The sequence below is a fragment of the Microbacterium sp. LWH7-1.2 genome (assembly GCF_038397755.1).
GTDB lineage: Bacteria > Actinomycetota > Actinomycetes > Actinomycetales > Microbacteriaceae > Microbacterium.
The window spans coordinates 2,950,297-2,966,666 of the sequence record NZ_CP151637.1; the positions used below are offsets into that span (position 1 = coordinate 2,950,297).

Below are 16,370 nucleotides of genomic sequence, written 5' to 3' on the forward strand. Positions count from 1 at the left end.
ACCGCGGCTTCGACCGCGTGAAGCGATCGGTCCGCCGATCAGATCGGGCGGATGTTCTCGGCCTGGAGGCCCTTGGGTCCCTGCGCGATCTCGAACTCGACCCGCTGGTTCTCCTCGAGGGAGCGGTACCCGCTCGACTCGATTGCGCTGTAGTGCGCGAAGACGTCTGCGCCACCCTCATCGGGAGCGATGAAGCCGAATCCCTTTTCCGAGTTGAACCACTTGACGGTGCCCTGCGTGCTCATTACTTGCCGTTCTTCGTTGATCTCGTCGCGATTGCGGCGATTGCAATCCAACGTAGTGAACAGGCGGGCGCGCGGCGAGACCCATTTGCGATGGTGACACAAATGTTGCAGAGCAACCGGTGGACCACAGGGGCCATCGTCCGCCCGGGCTGAGCTTGGCTCGAAAGCCCGGGCGTCGACGGATCCCCCCGGATAGGCCACGTCTTAACGTGGACATGGATCATCGTACCGATATATCAGCGCGAGAGCGAGGCCGGATCCTCAGTGTTCGCGCACTTTCTGATGGGGTCCGGCGGGCTCGCGGGGAACCTCCTTAAGGCCGCCTCGAGAGGGTCTATGCAGATGAATCCTCCGGCGTACACTGGTGCCACTCATGACCGCCCCCTTCGTCCCGCTCGAGCCGAGCCGCGCCGTCCTCGGAGACGAGGTGTATGCACGCCTGGGCGAGGCCATCATCGACGGCCGACTGGCACCGGGCGAGCGCCTGCGCGACCAGGAGCTCGCCGAGTGGCTGGGAGTCTCCCGCACCCCGGTCCGCGAGGCGCTGCAGCGCCTGGAGCGGGCGGGCCTGGTCGAGGTGTCCCCGCACCGCTACACACGGGTCTCGCACCCCAACCAGCAGAACGACACGATCGAGCTCGTCGCCTTCAACATGGGACTCGCGGTGCGCATGGCGTCGGCGCGCGCGGACGCCGAGGCGCTCGAGGCCGCGCTGGAGCGGCTCGACGACGTCATCGCCGCGTCCCGCGCGAACGACGCCGAGGCCCTCGCCGTGGCCAGCCACGCCTTCTTCTCCGTGGTCACCCGCGCGAGCGGCAACTTCGCCCTGCGGCAGTTCGTCCGCGAGTACGAGTTCGCTCTCCGGCGCGACATGGTCGGCTGGCGACCGTTCATCGAATGCCCCATCGGCCGCACGGCCGCCTATGAGGAGTTCCGCGCCGCCTTCGTCGCCCGCGACGGCGACCGTGCCGAATCCCTGCTGCGCAGCATCCACGGTCTGAACTGATCTCCCGCTCTTCTCGGTGACGGATGCCGCGGCTACCGTGAAACCGTGCACCATATCGAGCTGCGACCCGTCGACGAGGACGACCTCGACGCCATCTTCGAGATGATGCGCGACCGCGAGGCGATCGCATGGCCGCCTTCACCGCCGAGGATCCCGACGACCGCGACGCCTTCGATGCGTGGATCGCCCGTCAGTTCGCCACGCCCGGCGTGCTCTCGTTCGTGGTCACCGAGGACGGCGGCTTCGCCGGGACTGCGGCATCCTTCACCGTCGACGGCGACCGCGAGGTCACCTACTGGATCGCGCGCCACGCGTGGGGCCGGGGCGTCGCGACCGCGGCGCTGCGTCATCTCATCTCGCGCGAGCCCATACGCCCGCTCTTCGCCCGTGTCGCGGCCCACAACACCGCCTCGATCGCCGTGCTCACCAAGGTCGGCTTCACCGAGGTGTCGCGAAACGTCGACTTCGCCCCGGGCGTCGGCCGCGAGATCGAGGAGATCGTCTTCACGCTCCCGCCCGCGCTCGACGGCGCGTGAGCGCGCAGGAGCGCACAGAGAAGAAGAGGACCCCCTCTCGGGAGTCCTCTTCTGCGCTGTGCGCGAGGGGGGAGTTGAACCCCCACGCCCTTTCGGGCACTGGCACCTGAAGCCAGCGCGTCTGCCTATTCCGCCACTCGCGCGAGCTGCGTGATCCGGAGATCCCGCGAAACTCAACTTCCCGAGGATATCATGCGTCGCGGCCCCTTCCGAACTCACCTGGTGGGGGGCGCGATTCATGACGGGTACAGCGTGTGCAATTAGCATGTAGCAACCGGCACCCCCCTCTAGAGGAGCTCCGTGGGACTACTTGACAGCTTCGAGAAAGGTCTGGAGCGCGCAGTCAACAGCGCGTTCGCCAAGACCTTCCGCAGCGGCATCCAGCCTGTCGAGATCGCATCGGCCCTGCGCAGCGAGCTCGACAAGAAGGCGGCCGTCGTCAGCCGCGACCGCATCCTCGCGCCGAACACGTTCACGGTGCGCCTGTCGCCCGCCGACGACGACCGCATCTCAGGGTTCGGCGACGCGCTCCTGCATGAGCTCGACACGCTCGTCCATGCGCACGCGAAAGCACAGGGGTACTCGTTCGCGGGCCCCGTGACGATCGCGATCCGGCGCGACGACGAGCTCTCGACCGGCACCCTCCGCGTCGAGTCGTCGACCGCGCAGGGCGGCCGCGTGTCGTGGCGCGGCGTCGTCGACGTCGAAGGCCGCCGCATCCCCCTGACGAAGTCGCGCACGGTCATCGGCCGTGGCAGCGACGCCGACATCACGGTCGCCGACTCCGGCACCAGCCGCAAGCACGTCGAGATCCTGTGGGACGGCGAGCGCGCCATGGTGCGCGACCTCGGCTCCACCAACGGCACGATGCTCGACGGCCGCAAGGTGACCGAGGCGGCGCTCCCGCCCGACGCCACCGTGCGCATCGGCCGCACCGACATCGTGTTCCGCGTCGTCGCGCAGGCGAGCGCGCCCAGGCCCGCAGCATCCGTCGACGATGCCACCCGGGCGTTCGACGCGCAGGAGAGGGGCCCGCTGGCATGAGCGAGCTCACCCTGCTGTTGCTGCGCATCGGGTTCCTGGTGCTGCTGTGGGCCTTCGTCTTCGCCGTCGTGTACTCGCTGCGCGCCGACCTCTTCGGGGTGAAGGTCAGGCGGATGCCGGATGCCGCAGCCGCCGCAGCGGCCGCGCCCGCGGCCTCCGCTCCCGGCGCCGCGTCGTCCGTCACGGCACCCGTCGCGGCCGCGGCCGCGCCGCCGGCCAAGCCCGGCGGACCCGCCACGACCGCCACCGCGGCGCGCATCGTCATCACGAGCGGACCGAAGACCGGACTCGAGCTCCCGCTGGGGAACGAGCCCCTCACGATCGGCCGCTCGAGCGAGTCGGGCCTCGTCGTCCGCGACGACTACACGTCGAGCCACCACGCGCGCCTCGTGCTGTGGGGCGACCAGTGGATGATCCAGGATCTCGACTCGACGAACGGCACCTGGCACGACGGCGTGCGTGTGACCGCCCCGGTCCCCGTGAACCTCGGCGCTCCGATCAAGGTCGGCGCGACGACGTTCGAGCTGCGGAAGTAGCGGGCGGACCCCTCCCACATGGTCTTCCAGGGCTCGAGCGCCGCGATCTCGCACACCGGCAAGGTGCGCTCCAACAACCAGGACTCCGGGTACGCCGGCTCGAACCTGTTCATCGTCGCCGATGGCATGGGCGGCCACGCCGGCGGCGACGTCGCGTCGAGCCTCGCGATCTCGCGCCTGGAAGGCCTCGACAGGCCGTTCGACTCGACCGCGGAGGCGGAGCGGGCGCTGCGCGATGCGATCTCCGACGCCGCGGTCGACCTGGTCGACACGGTCGGCGTCCGGCCGGAGCTCGCCGGCATGGGCACCACCGTCAGCGCGCTGATCATGGTGGAGGACTACGCCGTCATCGCCCACATCGGCGACTCGCGCATCTACCTGTTCCGCGACGGGGCCCTCACGCAGATCACGACGGACCACACGTTCGTCCAGCGCCTCGTCGACTCGGGCCGCATCACCCCCGAGGAGGCGCGCTACCACCCGCGTCGCTCGGTGCTCATGCGCGTGCTCGGCGACATGGACACCGACCCCGAGCTCGACACGTTCATCATGCCGACGCAGCCCGGCGACCGCTGGCTGCTGTGCTCGGACGGGCTGTCGGGCGTGGTCGACGACCCCCATACGTCCAAGGCGCTCGGGCTGGGCCTCGCGCCGGGCCGCACGGCCGACAACCTGCTCAAGCAGGCTCTCGACGGCGGCGCCCCCGACAACGTCACGATCGTCATCGTCGACGTCGGCGGGCAGCATCCGCTCTTCTCGGGAACGCCCACGATCGTCGGCTCCGCGTCGAACCCGATCGGCGTCGACGTGCCGGCCGCCGCGCCGCGGCGCTCGAGCTGGCTGCACCCGAACCGCCAGGCGGCCAACGAGCCCACCCACTTCGAGCCCGCGCCCGAGTTCCTCGAGGAGCTCATCGAAGAGGACCGCCGGCGCGCCCGTCGGCGCCGCATCGGGTGGATCGCGGGCGTCGCCCTCGTGCTCGTGATCATCGCGGGGGCCGCATGGCTCGGCTACCAATGGACCCAGACGCGTTACTTCGTCGGCGCCGACGAGGACACTGTCGTCATCTACCAGGGCGTGCAACAGGGCATCGGGCCGATCTCACTGTCGACCCCGTACGAAGACACGGGGATCCCGCTCGATTCGCTCTCGAACTTCGCCCGTGCGACGGTGGAGCAGACCATCTCGGCGAACTCGCTGTCGCACGCGCGGCAGATCGTGTCGGGAATCAGCGACCTGGCGGGAGGCGGCGGATGAACGCATCCACGGGCACGCCCACCGAGGCGGTCTCTACCGACACCGCCGTGGTGCGGGCGCTGCGCCGCATCCGCGTGCCGCAGACCCAGCGCAACCGCGAACTGGCCCTGCTGATCTTCGCGTTCGCGATCAACGGCTCTGCGATCGCGCTGGTGCAGCTCGGCGCGCAGGACTTCATCGACTGGACGTTCCTCGTCTACTGCGGCGGCCTCACTGCCCTCGTGATCGCGCTGCACATCCTCCTGCGCCTGCGCGCCCGCGCCGCCGACCCGTTCGTCGTGCCGATAGCGACGCTGCTCACCGGCCTCGGCCTCGCGATGATCTACCGGCTCGACCTGTACGGGGAGCGCCACGGGTGGGACGCGTTCTCGACGCGGCAGCTTGCGTGGGCGGCGATCGCCCTGGTCGCGGCGATCCTCGTGGTGATGTTCCTCAAGAACTACCGCGTGCTGTTCCGGTACACGTACATCTTCGGGTTCGTGGGCATCGTGCTGCTGATCCTGCCGGTGATCCCGGGACTCAGCGGCGGCGGCAACGCCGACGTGTGGGTCGACCTCGGCTTCTTCACGTTCCAGCCCGGCGAGCTCGCGAAGATCGCCCTCGGCATCTTCTTCGCCGGCTATCTCGTCCGCACGCGGGAGAGCCTGACGTCGACAGGCACGCGCTTCCTCGGCATGACCTGGCCCCGTGCCCGCGAGCTCGGGCCGCTGCTCGTCATCTGGCTCGTGTCGCTCGGCATCATCGTGCTGCAGCGCGACCTCGGCACCGGCGTGCTCATCTTCGGCATGTTCGTCGCGATGCTCTACGTCGCCACGGGCAAGACCAGCTGGGTGCTCATCGGCGTCGTACTCGCGGTGTCGGGGGCGTTCCTCGCGTCGCGGATCCTCCCGTACGTGGGCGCGCGCTTCAACAACTGGCTCGACGCGTTCAACCCCGAGCTGATGGACAACTCCAGCTACCAGCTCGTCAACGGCATCTTCGGCATGGCGAACGGCGGCCTGCTGGGCACCGGCCTCGGCCAGGGGCGGCCGTACCTCACGCCGGTCGCCGAGAGCGACTACATCCTCCCGGCGCTCGGCGAGGAACTCGGCCTCATCGGGGTCTTCGCGATCCTGTGCCTGTACATGGTGTTCACGAGCCGCGGCATCCGCATCGGTCTCGCCGGGCAGGACGACTTCGGCAAGCTCCTGGCAACGGGCCTGTCGTTCACGATCGCCCTGCAGGTGTTCATCATGGTCGGCGGCGTCACGCGCCTCATCCCGCTCACCGGCCTCACCACACCGTTCCTCGCCGCGGGCGGTTCGTCGCTCGTGGCGAACTGGATCATCGTCGCCCTCCTCCTGCGCATCTCCGACGCCGTGCGGAGCCGGCCCCGGGTGGTGATCGGATGACAAAGGAACTGAGACGTCTCAGCGTCCTGATGCTGGTCATGTTCCTCGCGCTGTTCGGGTCGACGAGCTGGATCCAGGTGATCCAGACCGACGAGCTCGCCGCGAACCCCGCGAACCGCCGCGCGCTGTACGACTCCTACGAGGTGCAGCGCGGGTCGATCATCGCGAGCGGCTCGGCCATCGCGTCGTCCGTGCCGTCCGGCGACCTCTACAGCTGGCAGCGTGTGTACACGGATGCCGAGATGTGGGCGCCCGTCACCGGCTACATCAATCCGGCGCTGAACTCGGCGACCTGGATCGAGCAGGCGATGAACCAGGAGCTCAGCGGCACGGCGGGCTCGCAGTTCCTGTCGCGCGTGGAGCGCATCTTCACCGGGCAGCCCCCGCGCGGCTCGAACGTCGTGCTGTCGCTCGACGCCGGCGTGCAGCGCGCCGCATACGAGGCGCTCGGCGACCTGCAGGGCGCGGTCATCGCGATCGAGCCGTCGACCGGGCGCGTCCTGGCGATGGTCACGAGCCCGAGCTACGACACCAACGTGCTGGCCTCGCACGCCACGAGCGAGGTGAACGCCGCGTACGACGCTCTCGTCGCCGACCCGGGAAAGCCGCTGTCGAACCGCGCGATCGCCGGCGACCTCAACCCACCGGGGTCGACGTTCAAGCTCGTCGTCGCCTCCGCTGCCCTCGCGTCCGGCAAGTACACACCCCAGTCGACGCTCCCGAACCCCGCCACGTACCAGCTGCCGCAGTCCTCGAGCGTCGTGCACAACGCCAGCGGCGGGACGTGCGGCGGCGGTGACACCGTCACCCTCGCCGACGCGCTGCGGCTGAGCTGCAACATCCCCTTCGCGGAGCTCGCGGTGGAGCTCGGCGACGCCGCCATCCGCGAAGAGGCTGAGAAGTACGGGTTCAATAAGTCGTTCGAGCTTCCGGTCGTCTCGACGCCGTCGGGGTATCCCCGCACGATCCAGGACGACGCGCAGACGGCGCTGAGCGGCTTCGGTCAGGGTCAGGTCACGGCGACGCCGCTGCAGATGGCCATGGTGTCGGCGGGCATCGCGAACGACGGGATCGTGATGAACCCGAGGATGGTGGACCGCGTGATCGGCCCGGATCTGTCTGTTCAGAAGACCTTCGACGACAGTGAATTCGGGCGGGCCCTCGAGGCGGACCTGGCGGACGAGCTGGTCCGGATGATGGTCGCCAATGTCAGTGACGGTGCCGCGTCGGGTGCAAGAATAGACGGGGTCGACGTGGCCGGAAAGACGGGAACCGCGGAGAACACGGGCGATGAGCCGTACACGCTCTGGTTCACCGGGTTCGCACCTGCTGCCAACCCCGAGGTCGCCGTCGCCGTGGTCGTCGAGGACGGCGGCAGGCAAGGACAATCGGGCAGCGGCAACACCATCGCCGCTCCTATCGCGAAGAAGGTCATGGAGGCGGTGCTGGGACGATGAGACCGACGCAAGGCGTGACCTTCGGCGGCCGATACGAACTCGATTCGCGCATAGCGATCGGCGGCATGGGCGAGGTCTGGGAGGCGACCGACCACGTCATCGGGCGAACCGTCGCCATCAAGATCCTCAAAGACGAGTACATGGGCGATCCGGGCTTCCTGGAACGCTTCCGTGCCGAAGCCCGCCACGCGGCGCTCGTCAACCACGAGGGCATCGCCAGCGTGTTCGACTACGGCGAGGAGAACGGCAGCGCCTTCCTCGTGATGGAGCTCGTTCCCGGCGAGGCGCTGTCGACGATCCTCGAGCGCGACGGATCCCTGTCGACGGACAAGACCCTCGACATCGTCGCCCAGACGTCCGCGGCGCTCCAGGCCGCGCACGCGGCCGGTCTCGTGCACCGCGACATCAAGCCCGGCAACCTCCTCATCACCCCCGACGGGCGCGTGAAGATCACCGACTTCGGCATCGCGCGCATCGCCGACCAGGTGCCGCTCACCGCCACCGGTCAGGTCATGGGCACCGTGCAGTACCTGTCGCCCGAGCAGGCGTCCGGACACCCGGCGTCCCCCGCCACCGACATCTACTCGCTCGGCATCGTCGCTTACGAGTGCCTCGCGGGCAAGCGTCCGTTCACAGGCGAGTCGCAGGTCGCGATCGCGATGGCGCAGATCAACGAGCAGCCGCCCGCGCTGCCCGCGACAGTGGCCGTCCCGGTGCAGAACCTCGTGATGGCGATGATCGCCAAGAAGCCCGAGGAACGCCCGGCGTCGGCGGCAGCCGTCGCACGCGCCGCCACGGCGCTGCGCCGTGGTGATGTCGCCGCCGCCGCGGCGGCGGTCCCGGCGATCGCGGGCGCGGCAGCCGCAGGCGATGCGGCGACCCAGCTCCTCGCCTCCGGCTCCGACACATCTGCGGCGACCCGCCTCATGCCCGCGCCGGGCGAAGAGGGCGCCGAAGAGACGCCCGAGAAGAAGAAGCGCAGTCCGTGGACGTGGCCGCTGATCGCGCTCATCGCCCTGCTGCTGCTCGTGCTGATCGGCACGATCTGGGCCGTCGTCGCGAACTCGGGCAACGAGCCCGAGCCCGACCCGACGAAGACCTCCGCCTCGCCCACGGCGACGCCGACCAACACGCCGACGCCGACGCCGACCACGGTGAACGTCGTCGCGGACGACTACGTCGGGCAGGACTGCCCCACCGCGTCGGCCGCGCTCGACGCACTCGGCCTCGGCGCGAGCTGTCAGGAGGGTAACGCCGCGCCCGACGAGGCCAGCGTCGGCAAGGTCTACAGCGTCACCCCGACGGGCAACGTGCCGAAGAGCACGATCATCGAGCTGACGACCTACGCGGGTCAGACCCCGATGCCGACGCCCGCGACCCCGACGTTCCAGGGATCCCCGGCGACGGTCGAGCCCGGCGGCGACCTGACGGTGATGTGGGACGGCTACACGTGTCCGTCCGGCACCGGCTCGGTCAGCTCGTACACCTTCGCCGTCCAGAACGGCACGATCGCCAACGGTCCGAACTTCCCCCAGAACGCGCGCAACGCGACTGTGACCGCGGGAGACACGGCCGGTCAGACCGTGATCGTCACGTACACCGTCACCTGCAGCGGCGGCACGGCGGGCAACCGCACGTCGGGTGCGTCCGGCGAGGCGACCGTGCTGATCGAGGCCGCGGTCCCGATCCCGACGCCCACGCCGTGAGCTTGACTGAGTGAGTCCTCCGAGCGGGTCGTACGGCACGTGCGACCCGCTCGGGCTCGGCTAATGTGGCTGATGTTCCAGGCAGGGAGTGACCGTGACAGCTGAGCCGCGCGTGCTTTCGGGGCGCTATCGCATCGATGAGCCGATCGGCCGGGGCGGCATGGCGAGCGTCTACCGCGGGTACGACCTCACGCTCGGCCGCGAGGTCGCGATCAAGATCCTCGACCGCGAGCTGGCCGACGACAACGCGTTCCGGACCCGGTTCCGCCTGGAGGCGCAGGCGGCTTCCCGCATGGCGCATCCGACGATCGTGCGCGTCTACGACGCCGGCGAGGATTCGCTGACCGCGCCGGACGGCACGGTGCGCCCCGTCCCGTTCATCGTGATGGAGCTCGTCAAGGGGCGCCTTCTCAAGCAGATCATCGCTGCGGGCCCGGTTCCCGTGCCGGATGCCGTCCGCTACGTCGACGGCATCCTCGAGGCTCTCGAGTACTCGCACCGCGCGGGCGTCGTGCATCGCGACATCAAGCCCGGCAACGTCATGGTGACGGATGCCGGTCAGGTGAAGGTGATGGACTTCGGCATCGCCCGCGCCGTGTCGGACTCGTCGTCGACGGTCGCCGAGACCACGCAGATCCTCGGCACCGCCGCGTACTTCTCGCCTGAGCAGGCCAAGGGGGAGCCCGTCGACGCGCGCGCCGACGTGTACTCGACGGGTGTGGTGCTGTACGAGCTCCTGACCGGCCGCCAGCCGTTCCGCGGCGAATCCCCCGTCGCGGTCGCGTACCAGCACGTCAGCGAGGCACCGGTCCCGCCCTCCGAGGTGAACGAGACCGTGCCGCGGGCCCTCGACACGGTGGCGCTCCGCGCCCTCGCGAAGGATCCGTTCCAGCGCTACCAGGACGCTGCGGGGTTCCGCGAGGCCCTCGATGCGACCGTCGACGGCAGGCAGCCCACCAAGCGCCAGGTCGGCGCCCTCACCAGCGAGCTCTACGGGCCCAACCCGCGGCAGGCCGCAGAGACGGCGCGATCGCTGCGTCAGCTGAGCACCGACACCACGATGAAGCGCACGCAGGCCGGGCCGCCGGTCGCGTGGATCTGGGCGGGCGTGGCGCTCCTCGCGGTGCTGCTCATCTCGCTGCTGTTCTGGGTGCTCACGATCCAGCCGCGCGACGATGTTCCTGGCAACGCGCGGGAGGTGCCGGACGTGTCGGGCATGACGTACGAGCGGGCGAACGACACGCTTGCCGAATCGGACCTCCGCGCAATCCGCCTGGACGAGGAGAGCACCGAGGTCGTGGAGGGCAACGTCATCCGCACCGATCCCGCGGCGGGGACGTCGGTCACCCCGGATCAGCAGGTGAAGGTCTACGTGTCGAGCGGGCAGCAGATGTCGACCGTGCCGACGCTCACAGGACTCGGACAGGATGCCGCGACCACCGCCATCACCGGAGCGGGCCTGCAGCTGGGCACCATCACGCAGCAGAACGACAAGGATCTCGCCGCGGGAACGGTCATCTCGAGCAACCCCGTCGGCGGGTCGAGCGTGCCCACCGGCACGATGGTGAACCTCGTGGTCGCCTCCGGCCGGGTGGCCATCAACGACGTGCGAGGCTACACCGTGGACGCCGCGACGCGGGAGCTCGAGGGCCTCGGCCTGACCGTGATCCCCGCGGAGGACCCGAACTGCGCGGGCTCCACCCCGCCGACGGTGTCGTCGCAGTCCCTGACGCCCGGCGACGTCGCCGTGCACTCGGAGATCACGCTGACGTACTGCACGGGCGCCTGAGCCGGCGGCACGCCGCCCTGGCTCAGCGCCGGGGGCTCAGCGCCGAGGGCTCAGCGCCGGGGGCTCAACGCCGCGCCCCGGGCCGCGGCATCCGTGTATCCGATCGAGGCGAGCCAGTTGCCGAGCAGCCGATACCCGCCCTCGGTGAGCACGCTCTCGGGGTGGAACTGAACCCCGACGATGGGCGCGGTGCGGTGCGCGACGCCCATGATGACGCCGCTCGCCGTGCGACTCGTGACGACGAGGTCGTCGGGCAGCGTCTCGGGAACGATCGCGAGCGAGTGATAGCGGGTCGCGGTGAACGGATCGGGCAATCCCTCGTAGAGGCGCGAGGAGTCGTGGTGCACGAGCGACGTCATGCCGTGCATCAGCTCGGGGGCGTGATCGACGGTCGCGCCGAACGCCTCGCCGATCGCCTGATGGCCGAGACAGACTCCCAGGAGCGGGATGCCGCCGGCCGCTGCCGCACGGACCACCTCGATCGACGCGCCCGCGTCGGCGGGGGTTCCGGGTCCGGGGGAGACGAGGACGCCGGACCGGCCGGCGACGTCGCGTGCCGGGTCGGCGAGCGCGTCCGCCTCGACGAGGTCGGTGTCGGCGCCCAGCTCGTGGAGGTACCCGATCAGGGTGTGCACGAAGCTGTCGTGGTTGTCGACGACGAGGACCGGCGCCGACGCCGAGGGGTCGGTCACGACAGCGGAACCCCGCCCGGTGCGGGGAGCGTCACGGTGACCTCCTGCGGGTTCACGAACTGGCTCACCCACGGGAAGACGTAGAAGAGGAGTCCGTACAGCGCCGCGGCGATCAGCACGACCAGGATGAGGACCCGTACCCAGGCCGGCCCGGGAAGGATGCGCCAGAGACCCGCGTACATCAGGCCACCGCCTGGAGGGAGGCGGGCTCCTCGCCCGACGCCGTACGGGGTGTGAAGGACTCGAACACGCCGTACGCCACGATGCGCTCGGTCATCGCGTACATCGGGCTGCAGCTCGTGAGCGTGATGTAGGCCGTGCCCGCGGGGACGTCCATCGCCTGGGGGACCGGCAGGAGCACCTCGACCTCGTTCGGTGTGACGTACTCGAGCGTGCGGAAGCGGTACGTGTACCAGCCCTCCTTCGTCTCGACGACGATCGCGTCGCCGACGTGCAGATCGGCGATGCGGTTGAAGGGCTTGCCCCACGTCGTGCGGTGCGCGGCGAGGGCGAAGTTGCCCACCTCGCCCGGCATCTTCGTGCCGGGGTAGTGACCGATCCCGATCGGGTCGAGGGTGCGGGCCCGCGTCACCCCGCCGGCCATCGGCACGGCGTAGTCGGCGCCGAAGCGGGGGATCCGCATGATGGCGAAGGTCTCGGCGTCAGCGGGCTCTGGGATCACCGGTGGTGCCGCGGTGACCGGCTGGACCTCGGGGTCGGTCAGGGCGTCCTCCGTGGGGGCGGGCGCGGCCTCGGGATTCTGATCCTCGTACTGCGCCTGCCATTCCTGCGACAGCTCGGTGCCTTCGGCGTTGCGCTCGGCACCATAGATGAGGTCGCCTACCCACAGCTGCCACACGACGTAGAGGAGCACGATGGCGCCGGCGGTGATCAGGACCTCGCCGATGACGCCGACGACGGACGTGCGCCGGCGTGGGGTTCTCACCCCGCGGGCAGATCGCCTCGGGCCGGGCAGCGCGTCATCCACAGGTGGATTCTAATCAGGGCGGGCTGTGGCGTGGCTGGCAGTTAGACTCTTGTGCATGGCACGACCCGGCAAAGACGACGACTCGCTCGTCGAGCGCGCAGAAGGCGAAGCCGCACCCAACCCGGTGTGGTTCAAGCCGATCATGATCGGACTGATGCTCGTCGGTCTGGTGTGGATCCTCGTCTTCTACCTGAGCGGCATGGCGTTCCCGATCCCCGACATCGGGGCATGGAACCTCGTGATCGGCTTCGGCATCGCCTTCATCGGCTTCCTGATGACGACGCGCTGGCGATAGCGACACTTCGAAGAGAAACCCCGGTCTATGACGACCGGGGTTTTTCCATGCCCGGATGCTGCGGATCCGGCTGATCCGCGGGTTGTTAACAAGTCTGTTAACACCTGTGAATTACACCCGTGTCATTCTCCCCAGGGTGTGGATGAACCTGTGGATAACTCTGTTCAGAGGATCACGAGCGCCGGGAAGAAGACCGGCACGAGCAGCAGCGCCACCAGCCCCGCACCGACGGCGACGAGCAGACCGATCTGCAGTCCGCGCTGGCGGACTGCGCGCGTGCGCGTGAAGATGAACGCGACGAGCAGCCCGACGACGAGTCCGCCGACGTGCGCCTGCCACGACACGTTGAAGCCGGGAATGAACCCGATCACGAGGTTGATTCCGAGCACCAGCGCGATGCCTGCGATGTTCGCGCCGATGTGACGGCCGATCACCAGGAGCGCTCCGAAGAGGCCGAAGATGGCCCCGGATGCCCCGACCACGGGCGTCGTGAACGCCAGGAGCGTCACCGCGACCGAGCCGCCGAGCGCGCTCAGCAGATACAGCGTGAGGAACCGCCACCGCCCGAGAAGAGGCTCGAGGCTGCGCCCGATCATCCACAGAGCGAGCATGTTGAGTCCCACATGCCAGATGCCCGAATGCACCAGGGCGACGGTGAGCAGGCGCCAGGGCTGGGAGGTTCCCCTGAACTCGGGGTAGAGCAGCGGCGCCCAGAAGTACAGCGCGTCCTGGACGATGTCGCCGAAGCCGCCGGGGATGAGCGTGAGCAGGTAGACGAAGGCCGTGATCGCGATGATCGTGTACGTCACGACCGGCTGCCCGGACGACGCCGACATCGCGCGGGGGCGAGACCACCGCCGTTCGGCCTTCTTCTGCGCGGGCGACTGCGCCTTCTGCTGGTCGCGCAGGCACTCCGGGCAGATGACTCCGACGGCGCCCTGCGTCTGACACTCCGGGCAGATCGTGCGCAGGCAGCGCTGGCAGAGCACGAAGCTCTGTCGGTCCGGATGCCGGTAGCAGAAGTTTTCGCGGTTGCGCTGGAAGTCCTGCGTGCTCACGCGGGCCCCGTCTCTGTCTCGCCTGGGCTCAGGGATGCGGATGTCCGGGTCCGGGGCAGCGCACGCTGCTCCGGACCCGGTCGGCGCGGAGCGCTCAGACCGCGGCGATGTCGATCGACTCGATGACGACGGGCTCGACCGGGCGGTCGCCCGCAGCCGTCGGCACCTCGCTGATGGTGTCGACGACGGCCTTCGAGGCGTCGTCGGCGACCTCGCCGAAGATGGTGTGCTTGCCCTGCAGCCACTCCGGGCCGCGCCCGCCCTGGCCGGGAACCGTGATGAAGAACTGGGAGCCGTTGGTGCCCTCGGGTTGACCGGTGATCGCGTTGCGGCGCAGGCCCGCGTTCGCCATGGCGAGCTTGTAGGGAGCGGTGAACGTGAGTTCGCCGTTGATCTCATCGTTGAAGTTGTAACCGGGACCGCCCACGCCCTGACCGAGCGGGTCGCCGCCCTGGATCATGAAGCCCGAGATGATGCGGTGGAAGATGACGTCCTTGTAGAGCGGTCCATCGCCCGGCTTGCCGGTCGCCGGGTGCGTCCAGGCCTGCGAACCGTCGGAGAGGCCGATGAAGTTCTGCACCGTGCGAGGAGCCTGGTCGCCGAACAGGTTGACGACGATGTCGCCGTGGTTGGTGTGGATCGTTGCGACAGCAGTGTGAAGCGGCATTCCTACATTGTCTCAGAGTTCCCTGCAACCCCTCCCGTCTCAGCCGTCGTCTGGCAAGATGAAGAGACCGACATCCCCACGACAGGGAGGGCAACCGTGAGCCTCAGCCGCAAGCGCAAGAAGGAACTCCAGAAGCTTCAGAAGCAGGCCGGAAACCTATGGGAGGCCCAGCAGGTCCTGGTCGGAGAGGCCGCGACCGTCGCCCGTGAGGCGAGTCGCCAGCTGGGTCACTACGGTCGCGAGCAGGTCAAGCCGCAGGTGCAGGCGAGCTACGACAAGTACGCCGCCCCCTACGTCGACAAGGGCAAGAAGGTCGTGAACAGCACGGTCATCCCCGCAGCAGGCGCCGTGGTCGGCTCCGCGCTGTCGGTGTGGGACGCCGCGAACGAGCAGCGTTCGCACCTCGCCTCCGGGCGCGGGTTCCCCCTGCCGTCGTCCTGGGCGAAGGCCGCGCCGGTTCCGGCGAAGAAGGGCATCGGCGCCGGCGGCGTCATCGCCATCATCCTCGGGGTCGCCGCTGCGGTCGGCGTGCTGTACGCCGCGTGGCAGACGCTGCGCGCCGACGACGAGCTCTGGGTCGCGGACGACCCGCTGCGCGCACCGGATGCCTGAACCCGCCACGGGTGAGGCTCTGACCGGGGTCGACCGCGTCCGCGCGGCGGCCGCCGAGCGCGGCCTGGACGTCGAGATCCGGGAGCGTCCGGCGGCGAACAGCCTGCCGGAGGCTGCGGAGATCCTCGGCATCCCGCCGTCGGGAATCGTGAAGACGCTGGTCGTCAAGCGCAGCGACGACACCTACCTGTTCGCCCTGATCCCGGGCGACCGCGCGATTTCGTGGCCCAAGCTGCGCGCCGTGGTGGGCGTCAACAAGCTCCAGCTCCCTGACCCGGCGCGCGCCCTGGCGGCCACCGGCTACGAGAGGGGCACGATCGTGCCCCTCGGCAGCACGCACGACTGGCCCATCTACGCGGACGGCGAGATCGTGGGCCAGCGCATCGCGATGGGAGCCGGCGCCCACGGGTACAGCATGTTCGTCGACGCCGACGCGCTCATCGCCGCGTACGGCGCGACGGTCGCCGACATCTCGCAGCCCATCGACTGACGCATTCGAGTCCGTCAGTCTGGCGGCGGCACCTCGATCCCCGCCATGTCGAGGGCGATGTCGACGAGCTTGACCCGCTGCAGCGCGCGGACCTCTGCGAGGGAGAACCACTCGGCGCGATCCGTGGACCCACCGGTCTCGTTCCGGAGCTTGCCACCCGTGATGCGGGCGCGATAGACGATGCGCAGCGTGTGCAGGGGAAGATCCGCGCCGGGTTTGAGCCTGCGCCCCGGGGGGATCACGCGGGAGTGGATGCCGAGGAGCCCTTCGATCTCGACCCGGTAGCCGGTCTCTTCCTTGACCTCACGGCGGGCGGCGCTCGCGGGGTCCTCACCGGGCTCGAGCCCACCGCCGGGCATCGTCCACGCGGCACGGCGACCCTCGTTCCAGTGCGCGAGCAGCAGACGATCGTGATCGTCCACGATCACCGCGTACGCCGCGACGCGCAGGTCCATGCTTCACCCTAACTGCGCGAGCCTCGTGCCAGAACGCAGAAGCCGGTCCCTCTCGGAACCGGCTTCGTGTCTGTGGAGCCTAGGAGATTCGAACTCCTGACATCCTGCTTGCAAAGCAGGCGCTCTACCAACTGAGCTAAGGCCCC

At 69.3% G+C, this 16,370-nt stretch carries 19 protein-coding genes and 2 tRNA genes; 12 read left to right on the plus strand and 9 right to left on the minus strand.

Translation table 11 applies throughout. From position 1 onward, the window contains the following. Positions 1-38: 38 nt before the first annotated feature. A complete protein-coding gene (locus MRBLWH7_RS13670; protein ID WP_137845695.1) occupies positions 39-245 on the minus strand; it encodes a cold-shock protein in 207 nt (68 codons plus the stop codon). Positions 246-618: 373 nt separating this feature from the next. Between MRBLWH7_RS13670 and MRBLWH7_RS13675 the strand changes: the two genes are divergently transcribed. Next, positions 619-1,251 (plus strand): GntR family transcriptional regulator, encoded by a 633-nt coding sequence (locus MRBLWH7_RS13675; RefSeq protein ID WP_341995354.1) that lies wholly within the window; start codon positions 619-621, stop codon positions 1,249-1,251. A 128-nt stretch (positions 1,252-1,379) separates the two neighbouring features. Further along, complete coding sequence (locus MRBLWH7_RS13680) at positions 1,380-1,787, plus strand: GNAT family N-acetyltransferase (RefSeq protein WP_341995355.1); 408 nt, start codon at positions 1,380-1,382, stop codon at positions 1,785-1,787. Between the two features lie 59 nt (positions 1,788-1,846). Here MRBLWH7_RS13680 and MRBLWH7_RS13685 read toward each other — a convergent pair. Continuing rightward, positions 1,847-1,930 (minus strand) — tRNA-Leu (locus tag MRBLWH7_RS13685). Positions 1,931-2,087: 157 nt separating this feature from the next. Between MRBLWH7_RS13685 and MRBLWH7_RS13690 the strand changes: the two genes are divergently transcribed. The 7 genes from MRBLWH7_RS13690 to pknB all read left to right on the plus strand — a co-directional run bounded on the left by MRBLWH7_RS13690 (position 2,088) and on the right by pknB (position 10,967). Then, entirely contained in the window at positions 2,088-2,831 is a 744-nt protein-coding gene (locus tag MRBLWH7_RS13690) for a DUF3662 and FHA domain-containing protein (RefSeq protein WP_341995357.1), read from the plus strand. After that, a complete protein-coding gene (locus MRBLWH7_RS13695; protein WP_341995359.1) occupies positions 2,828-3,367 on the plus strand; it encodes an FHA domain-containing protein in 540 nt (179 codons plus the stop codon). Before MRBLWH7_RS13690 ends, MRBLWH7_RS13695 begins: the two co-directional genes overlap by 4 nt. An 18-nt stretch (positions 3,368-3,385) precedes the next feature. After that, positions 3,386-4,624: a PP2C family serine/threonine-protein phosphatase gene (locus MRBLWH7_RS13700; protein WP_341995361.1), complete on the plus strand. Its 1,239-nt coding sequence runs from the start codon at positions 3,386-3,388 to the stop codon at positions 4,622-4,624. Then, positions 4,621-6,015, plus strand: coding sequence for an FtsW/RodA/SpoVE family cell cycle protein (locus MRBLWH7_RS13705; protein ID WP_341995363.1), 1,395 nt, complete (start codon positions 4,621-4,623; stop codon positions 6,013-6,015). Before MRBLWH7_RS13700 ends, MRBLWH7_RS13705 begins: the two co-directional genes overlap by 4 nt. Next, complete coding sequence (locus MRBLWH7_RS13710; RefSeq protein WP_341995365.1) at positions 6,012-7,472, plus strand: penicillin-binding transpeptidase domain-containing protein; 1,461 nt, start codon at positions 6,012-6,014, stop codon at positions 7,470-7,472. Before MRBLWH7_RS13705 ends, MRBLWH7_RS13710 begins: the two co-directional genes overlap by 4 nt. Then, entirely contained in the window at positions 7,469-9,178 is a 1,710-nt protein-coding gene (locus MRBLWH7_RS13715) for a serine/threonine-protein kinase (RefSeq protein ID WP_341995366.1), read from the plus strand. The genes MRBLWH7_RS13710 and MRBLWH7_RS13715 overlap by 4 nt, the downstream gene beginning before the upstream one ends. A 94-nt stretch (positions 9,179-9,272) precedes the next feature. Next, the gene (gene pknB, locus MRBLWH7_RS13720; protein WP_341995368.1) at positions 9,273-10,967 is read left to right on the plus strand and encodes a Stk1 family PASTA domain-containing Ser/Thr kinase; all 1,695 of its coding nucleotides are present in this window, start codon (positions 9,273-9,275) and stop codon (positions 10,965-10,967) included. Between the two features lie 50 nt (positions 10,968-11,017). Here the strand turns inward: pknB and MRBLWH7_RS13725 are convergent, their stop codons facing one another. Genes MRBLWH7_RS13725 through MRBLWH7_RS13735 form a run of 3 tightly spaced genes read right to left on the minus strand, consistent with a single transcriptional unit; the run spans position 11,018 to position 12,605 of the window. Next, the gene (locus MRBLWH7_RS13725) at positions 11,018-11,659 is read right to left on the minus strand and encodes a gamma-glutamyl-gamma-aminobutyrate hydrolase family protein (RefSeq protein WP_341995370.1); all 642 of its coding nucleotides are present in this window, start codon (positions 11,657-11,659) and stop codon (positions 11,018-11,020) included. After that, a complete protein-coding gene (locus tag MRBLWH7_RS13730; RefSeq protein ID WP_341995372.1) occupies positions 11,656-11,841 on the minus strand; it encodes a hypothetical protein in 186 nt (61 codons plus the stop codon). Before MRBLWH7_RS13730 ends, MRBLWH7_RS13725 begins: the two co-directional genes overlap by 4 nt. Then, a complete protein-coding gene (locus MRBLWH7_RS13735) occupies positions 11,841-12,605 on the minus strand; it encodes a class E sortase (protein WP_341995373.1) in 765 nt (254 codons plus the stop codon). Before MRBLWH7_RS13735 ends, MRBLWH7_RS13730 begins: the two co-directional genes overlap by 1 nt. A gap of 97 nt (positions 12,606-12,702) precedes the next feature. Here MRBLWH7_RS13735 and MRBLWH7_RS13740 point away from each other — a divergent pair, with 97 nt between their 5' ends. Further along, positions 12,703-12,942, plus strand: a complete 240-nt coding sequence (locus MRBLWH7_RS13740; protein WP_341995375.1) for a cell division protein CrgA — start codon at positions 12,703-12,705, stop codon at positions 12,940-12,942. Positions 12,943-13,106: 164 nt separating this feature from the next. Here MRBLWH7_RS13740 and MRBLWH7_RS13745 read toward each other — a convergent pair whose 3' ends face one another. Both MRBLWH7_RS13745 and MRBLWH7_RS13750 read right to left on the minus strand, forming a co-directional pair. After that, positions 13,107-14,000 carry a rhomboid family intramembrane serine protease gene (locus tag MRBLWH7_RS13745; protein ID WP_341995377.1) on the minus strand — a complete coding sequence of 298 codons (894 nt, stop codon included), beginning with the start codon at positions 13,998-14,000 and terminating at the stop codon, positions 13,107-13,109. Positions 14,001-14,094: 94 nt separating this feature from the next. Beyond that, a complete protein-coding gene (locus tag MRBLWH7_RS13750; RefSeq protein WP_341995379.1) occupies positions 14,095-14,667 on the minus strand; it encodes a peptidylprolyl isomerase in 573 nt (190 codons plus the stop codon). Between the two features lie 96 nt (positions 14,668-14,763). Here MRBLWH7_RS13750 and MRBLWH7_RS13755 point away from each other — a divergent pair, with 96 nt between their 5' ends. Beyond that, positions 14,764-15,279 carry a DNA helicase gene (locus tag MRBLWH7_RS13755; protein ID WP_341995381.1) on the plus strand — a complete coding sequence of 172 codons (516 nt, stop codon included), beginning with the start codon at positions 14,764-14,766 and terminating at the stop codon, positions 15,277-15,279. Continuing rightward, a complete protein-coding gene (locus MRBLWH7_RS13760; RefSeq protein ID WP_341995383.1) occupies positions 15,272-15,769 on the plus strand; it encodes a YbaK/EbsC family protein in 498 nt (165 codons plus the stop codon). The genes MRBLWH7_RS13755 and MRBLWH7_RS13760 overlap by 8 nt, the downstream gene beginning before the upstream one ends. A gap of 14 nt (positions 15,770-15,783) precedes the next feature. On the opposite strand, the gene MRBLWH7_RS13765 is transcribed toward MRBLWH7_RS13760, so the two are convergent. Both MRBLWH7_RS13765 and MRBLWH7_RS13770 read right to left on the minus strand, forming a co-directional pair. Further along, positions 15,784-16,224 carry an NUDIX hydrolase gene (locus MRBLWH7_RS13765; protein ID WP_341995385.1) on the minus strand — a complete coding sequence of 147 codons (441 nt, stop codon included), beginning with the start codon at positions 16,222-16,224 and terminating at the stop codon, positions 15,784-15,786. A 73-nt stretch (positions 16,225-16,297) separates the two neighbouring features. Beyond that, positions 16,298-16,370: transfer RNA gene (locus MRBLWH7_RS13770), tRNA-Ala, on the minus strand.

Bases quoted from the DNA above. Each gene is read 5' to 3' on its own strand.
- MRBLWH7_RS13740 (WP_341995375.1), top strand. From the start codon at position 12,703: ATGGCACGACCCGGCAAAGACGACGACTCGCTCGTCGAGCGCGCAGAA.
- MRBLWH7_RS13765 (WP_341995385.1), bottom strand. From the start codon at position 16,224: ATGGACCTGCGCGTCGCGGCGTACGCGGTGATCGTGGACGATCACGAT.
- MRBLWH7_RS13710 (WP_341995365.1), top strand. From the start codon at position 6,012: ATGACAAAGGAACTGAGACGTCTCAGCGTCCTGATGCTGGTCATGTTC.
- MRBLWH7_RS13700 (WP_341995361.1), top strand. From the start codon at position 3,386: ATGGTCTTCCAGGGCTCGAGCGCCGCGATCTCGCACACCGGCAAGGTG.
- MRBLWH7_RS13750 (WP_341995379.1), bottom strand. From the start codon at position 14,667: ATGCCGCTTCACACTGCTGTCGCAACGATCCACACCAACCACGGCGAC.
- MRBLWH7_RS13695 (WP_341995359.1), top strand. From the start codon at position 2,828: ATGAGCGAGCTCACCCTGCTGTTGCTGCGCATCGGGTTCCTGGTGCTG.
- MRBLWH7_RS13705 (WP_341995363.1), top strand. From the start codon at position 4,621: ATGAACGCATCCACGGGCACGCCCACCGAGGCGGTCTCTACCGACACC.
- MRBLWH7_RS13680 (WP_341995355.1), top strand. From the start codon at position 1,380: ATGGCCGCCTTCACCGCCGAGGATCCCGACGACCGCGACGCCTTCGAT.
- MRBLWH7_RS13760 (WP_341995383.1), top strand. From the start codon at position 15,272: ATGCCTGAACCCGCCACGGGTGAGGCTCTGACCGGGGTCGACCGCGTC.
- MRBLWH7_RS13715 (WP_341995366.1), top strand. From the start codon at position 7,469: ATGAGACCGACGCAAGGCGTGACCTTCGGCGGCCGATACGAACTCGAT.
- MRBLWH7_RS13730 (WP_341995372.1), bottom strand. From the start codon at position 11,841: ATGTACGCGGGTCTCTGGCGCATCCTTCCCGGGCCGGCCTGGGTACGG.
- MRBLWH7_RS13675 (WP_341995354.1), top strand. From the start codon at position 619: ATGACCGCCCCCTTCGTCCCGCTCGAGCCGAGCCGCGCCGTCCTCGGA.
- MRBLWH7_RS13670 (WP_137845695.1), bottom strand. From the start codon at position 245: ATGAGCACGCAGGGCACCGTCAAGTGGTTCAACTCGGAAAAGGGATTC.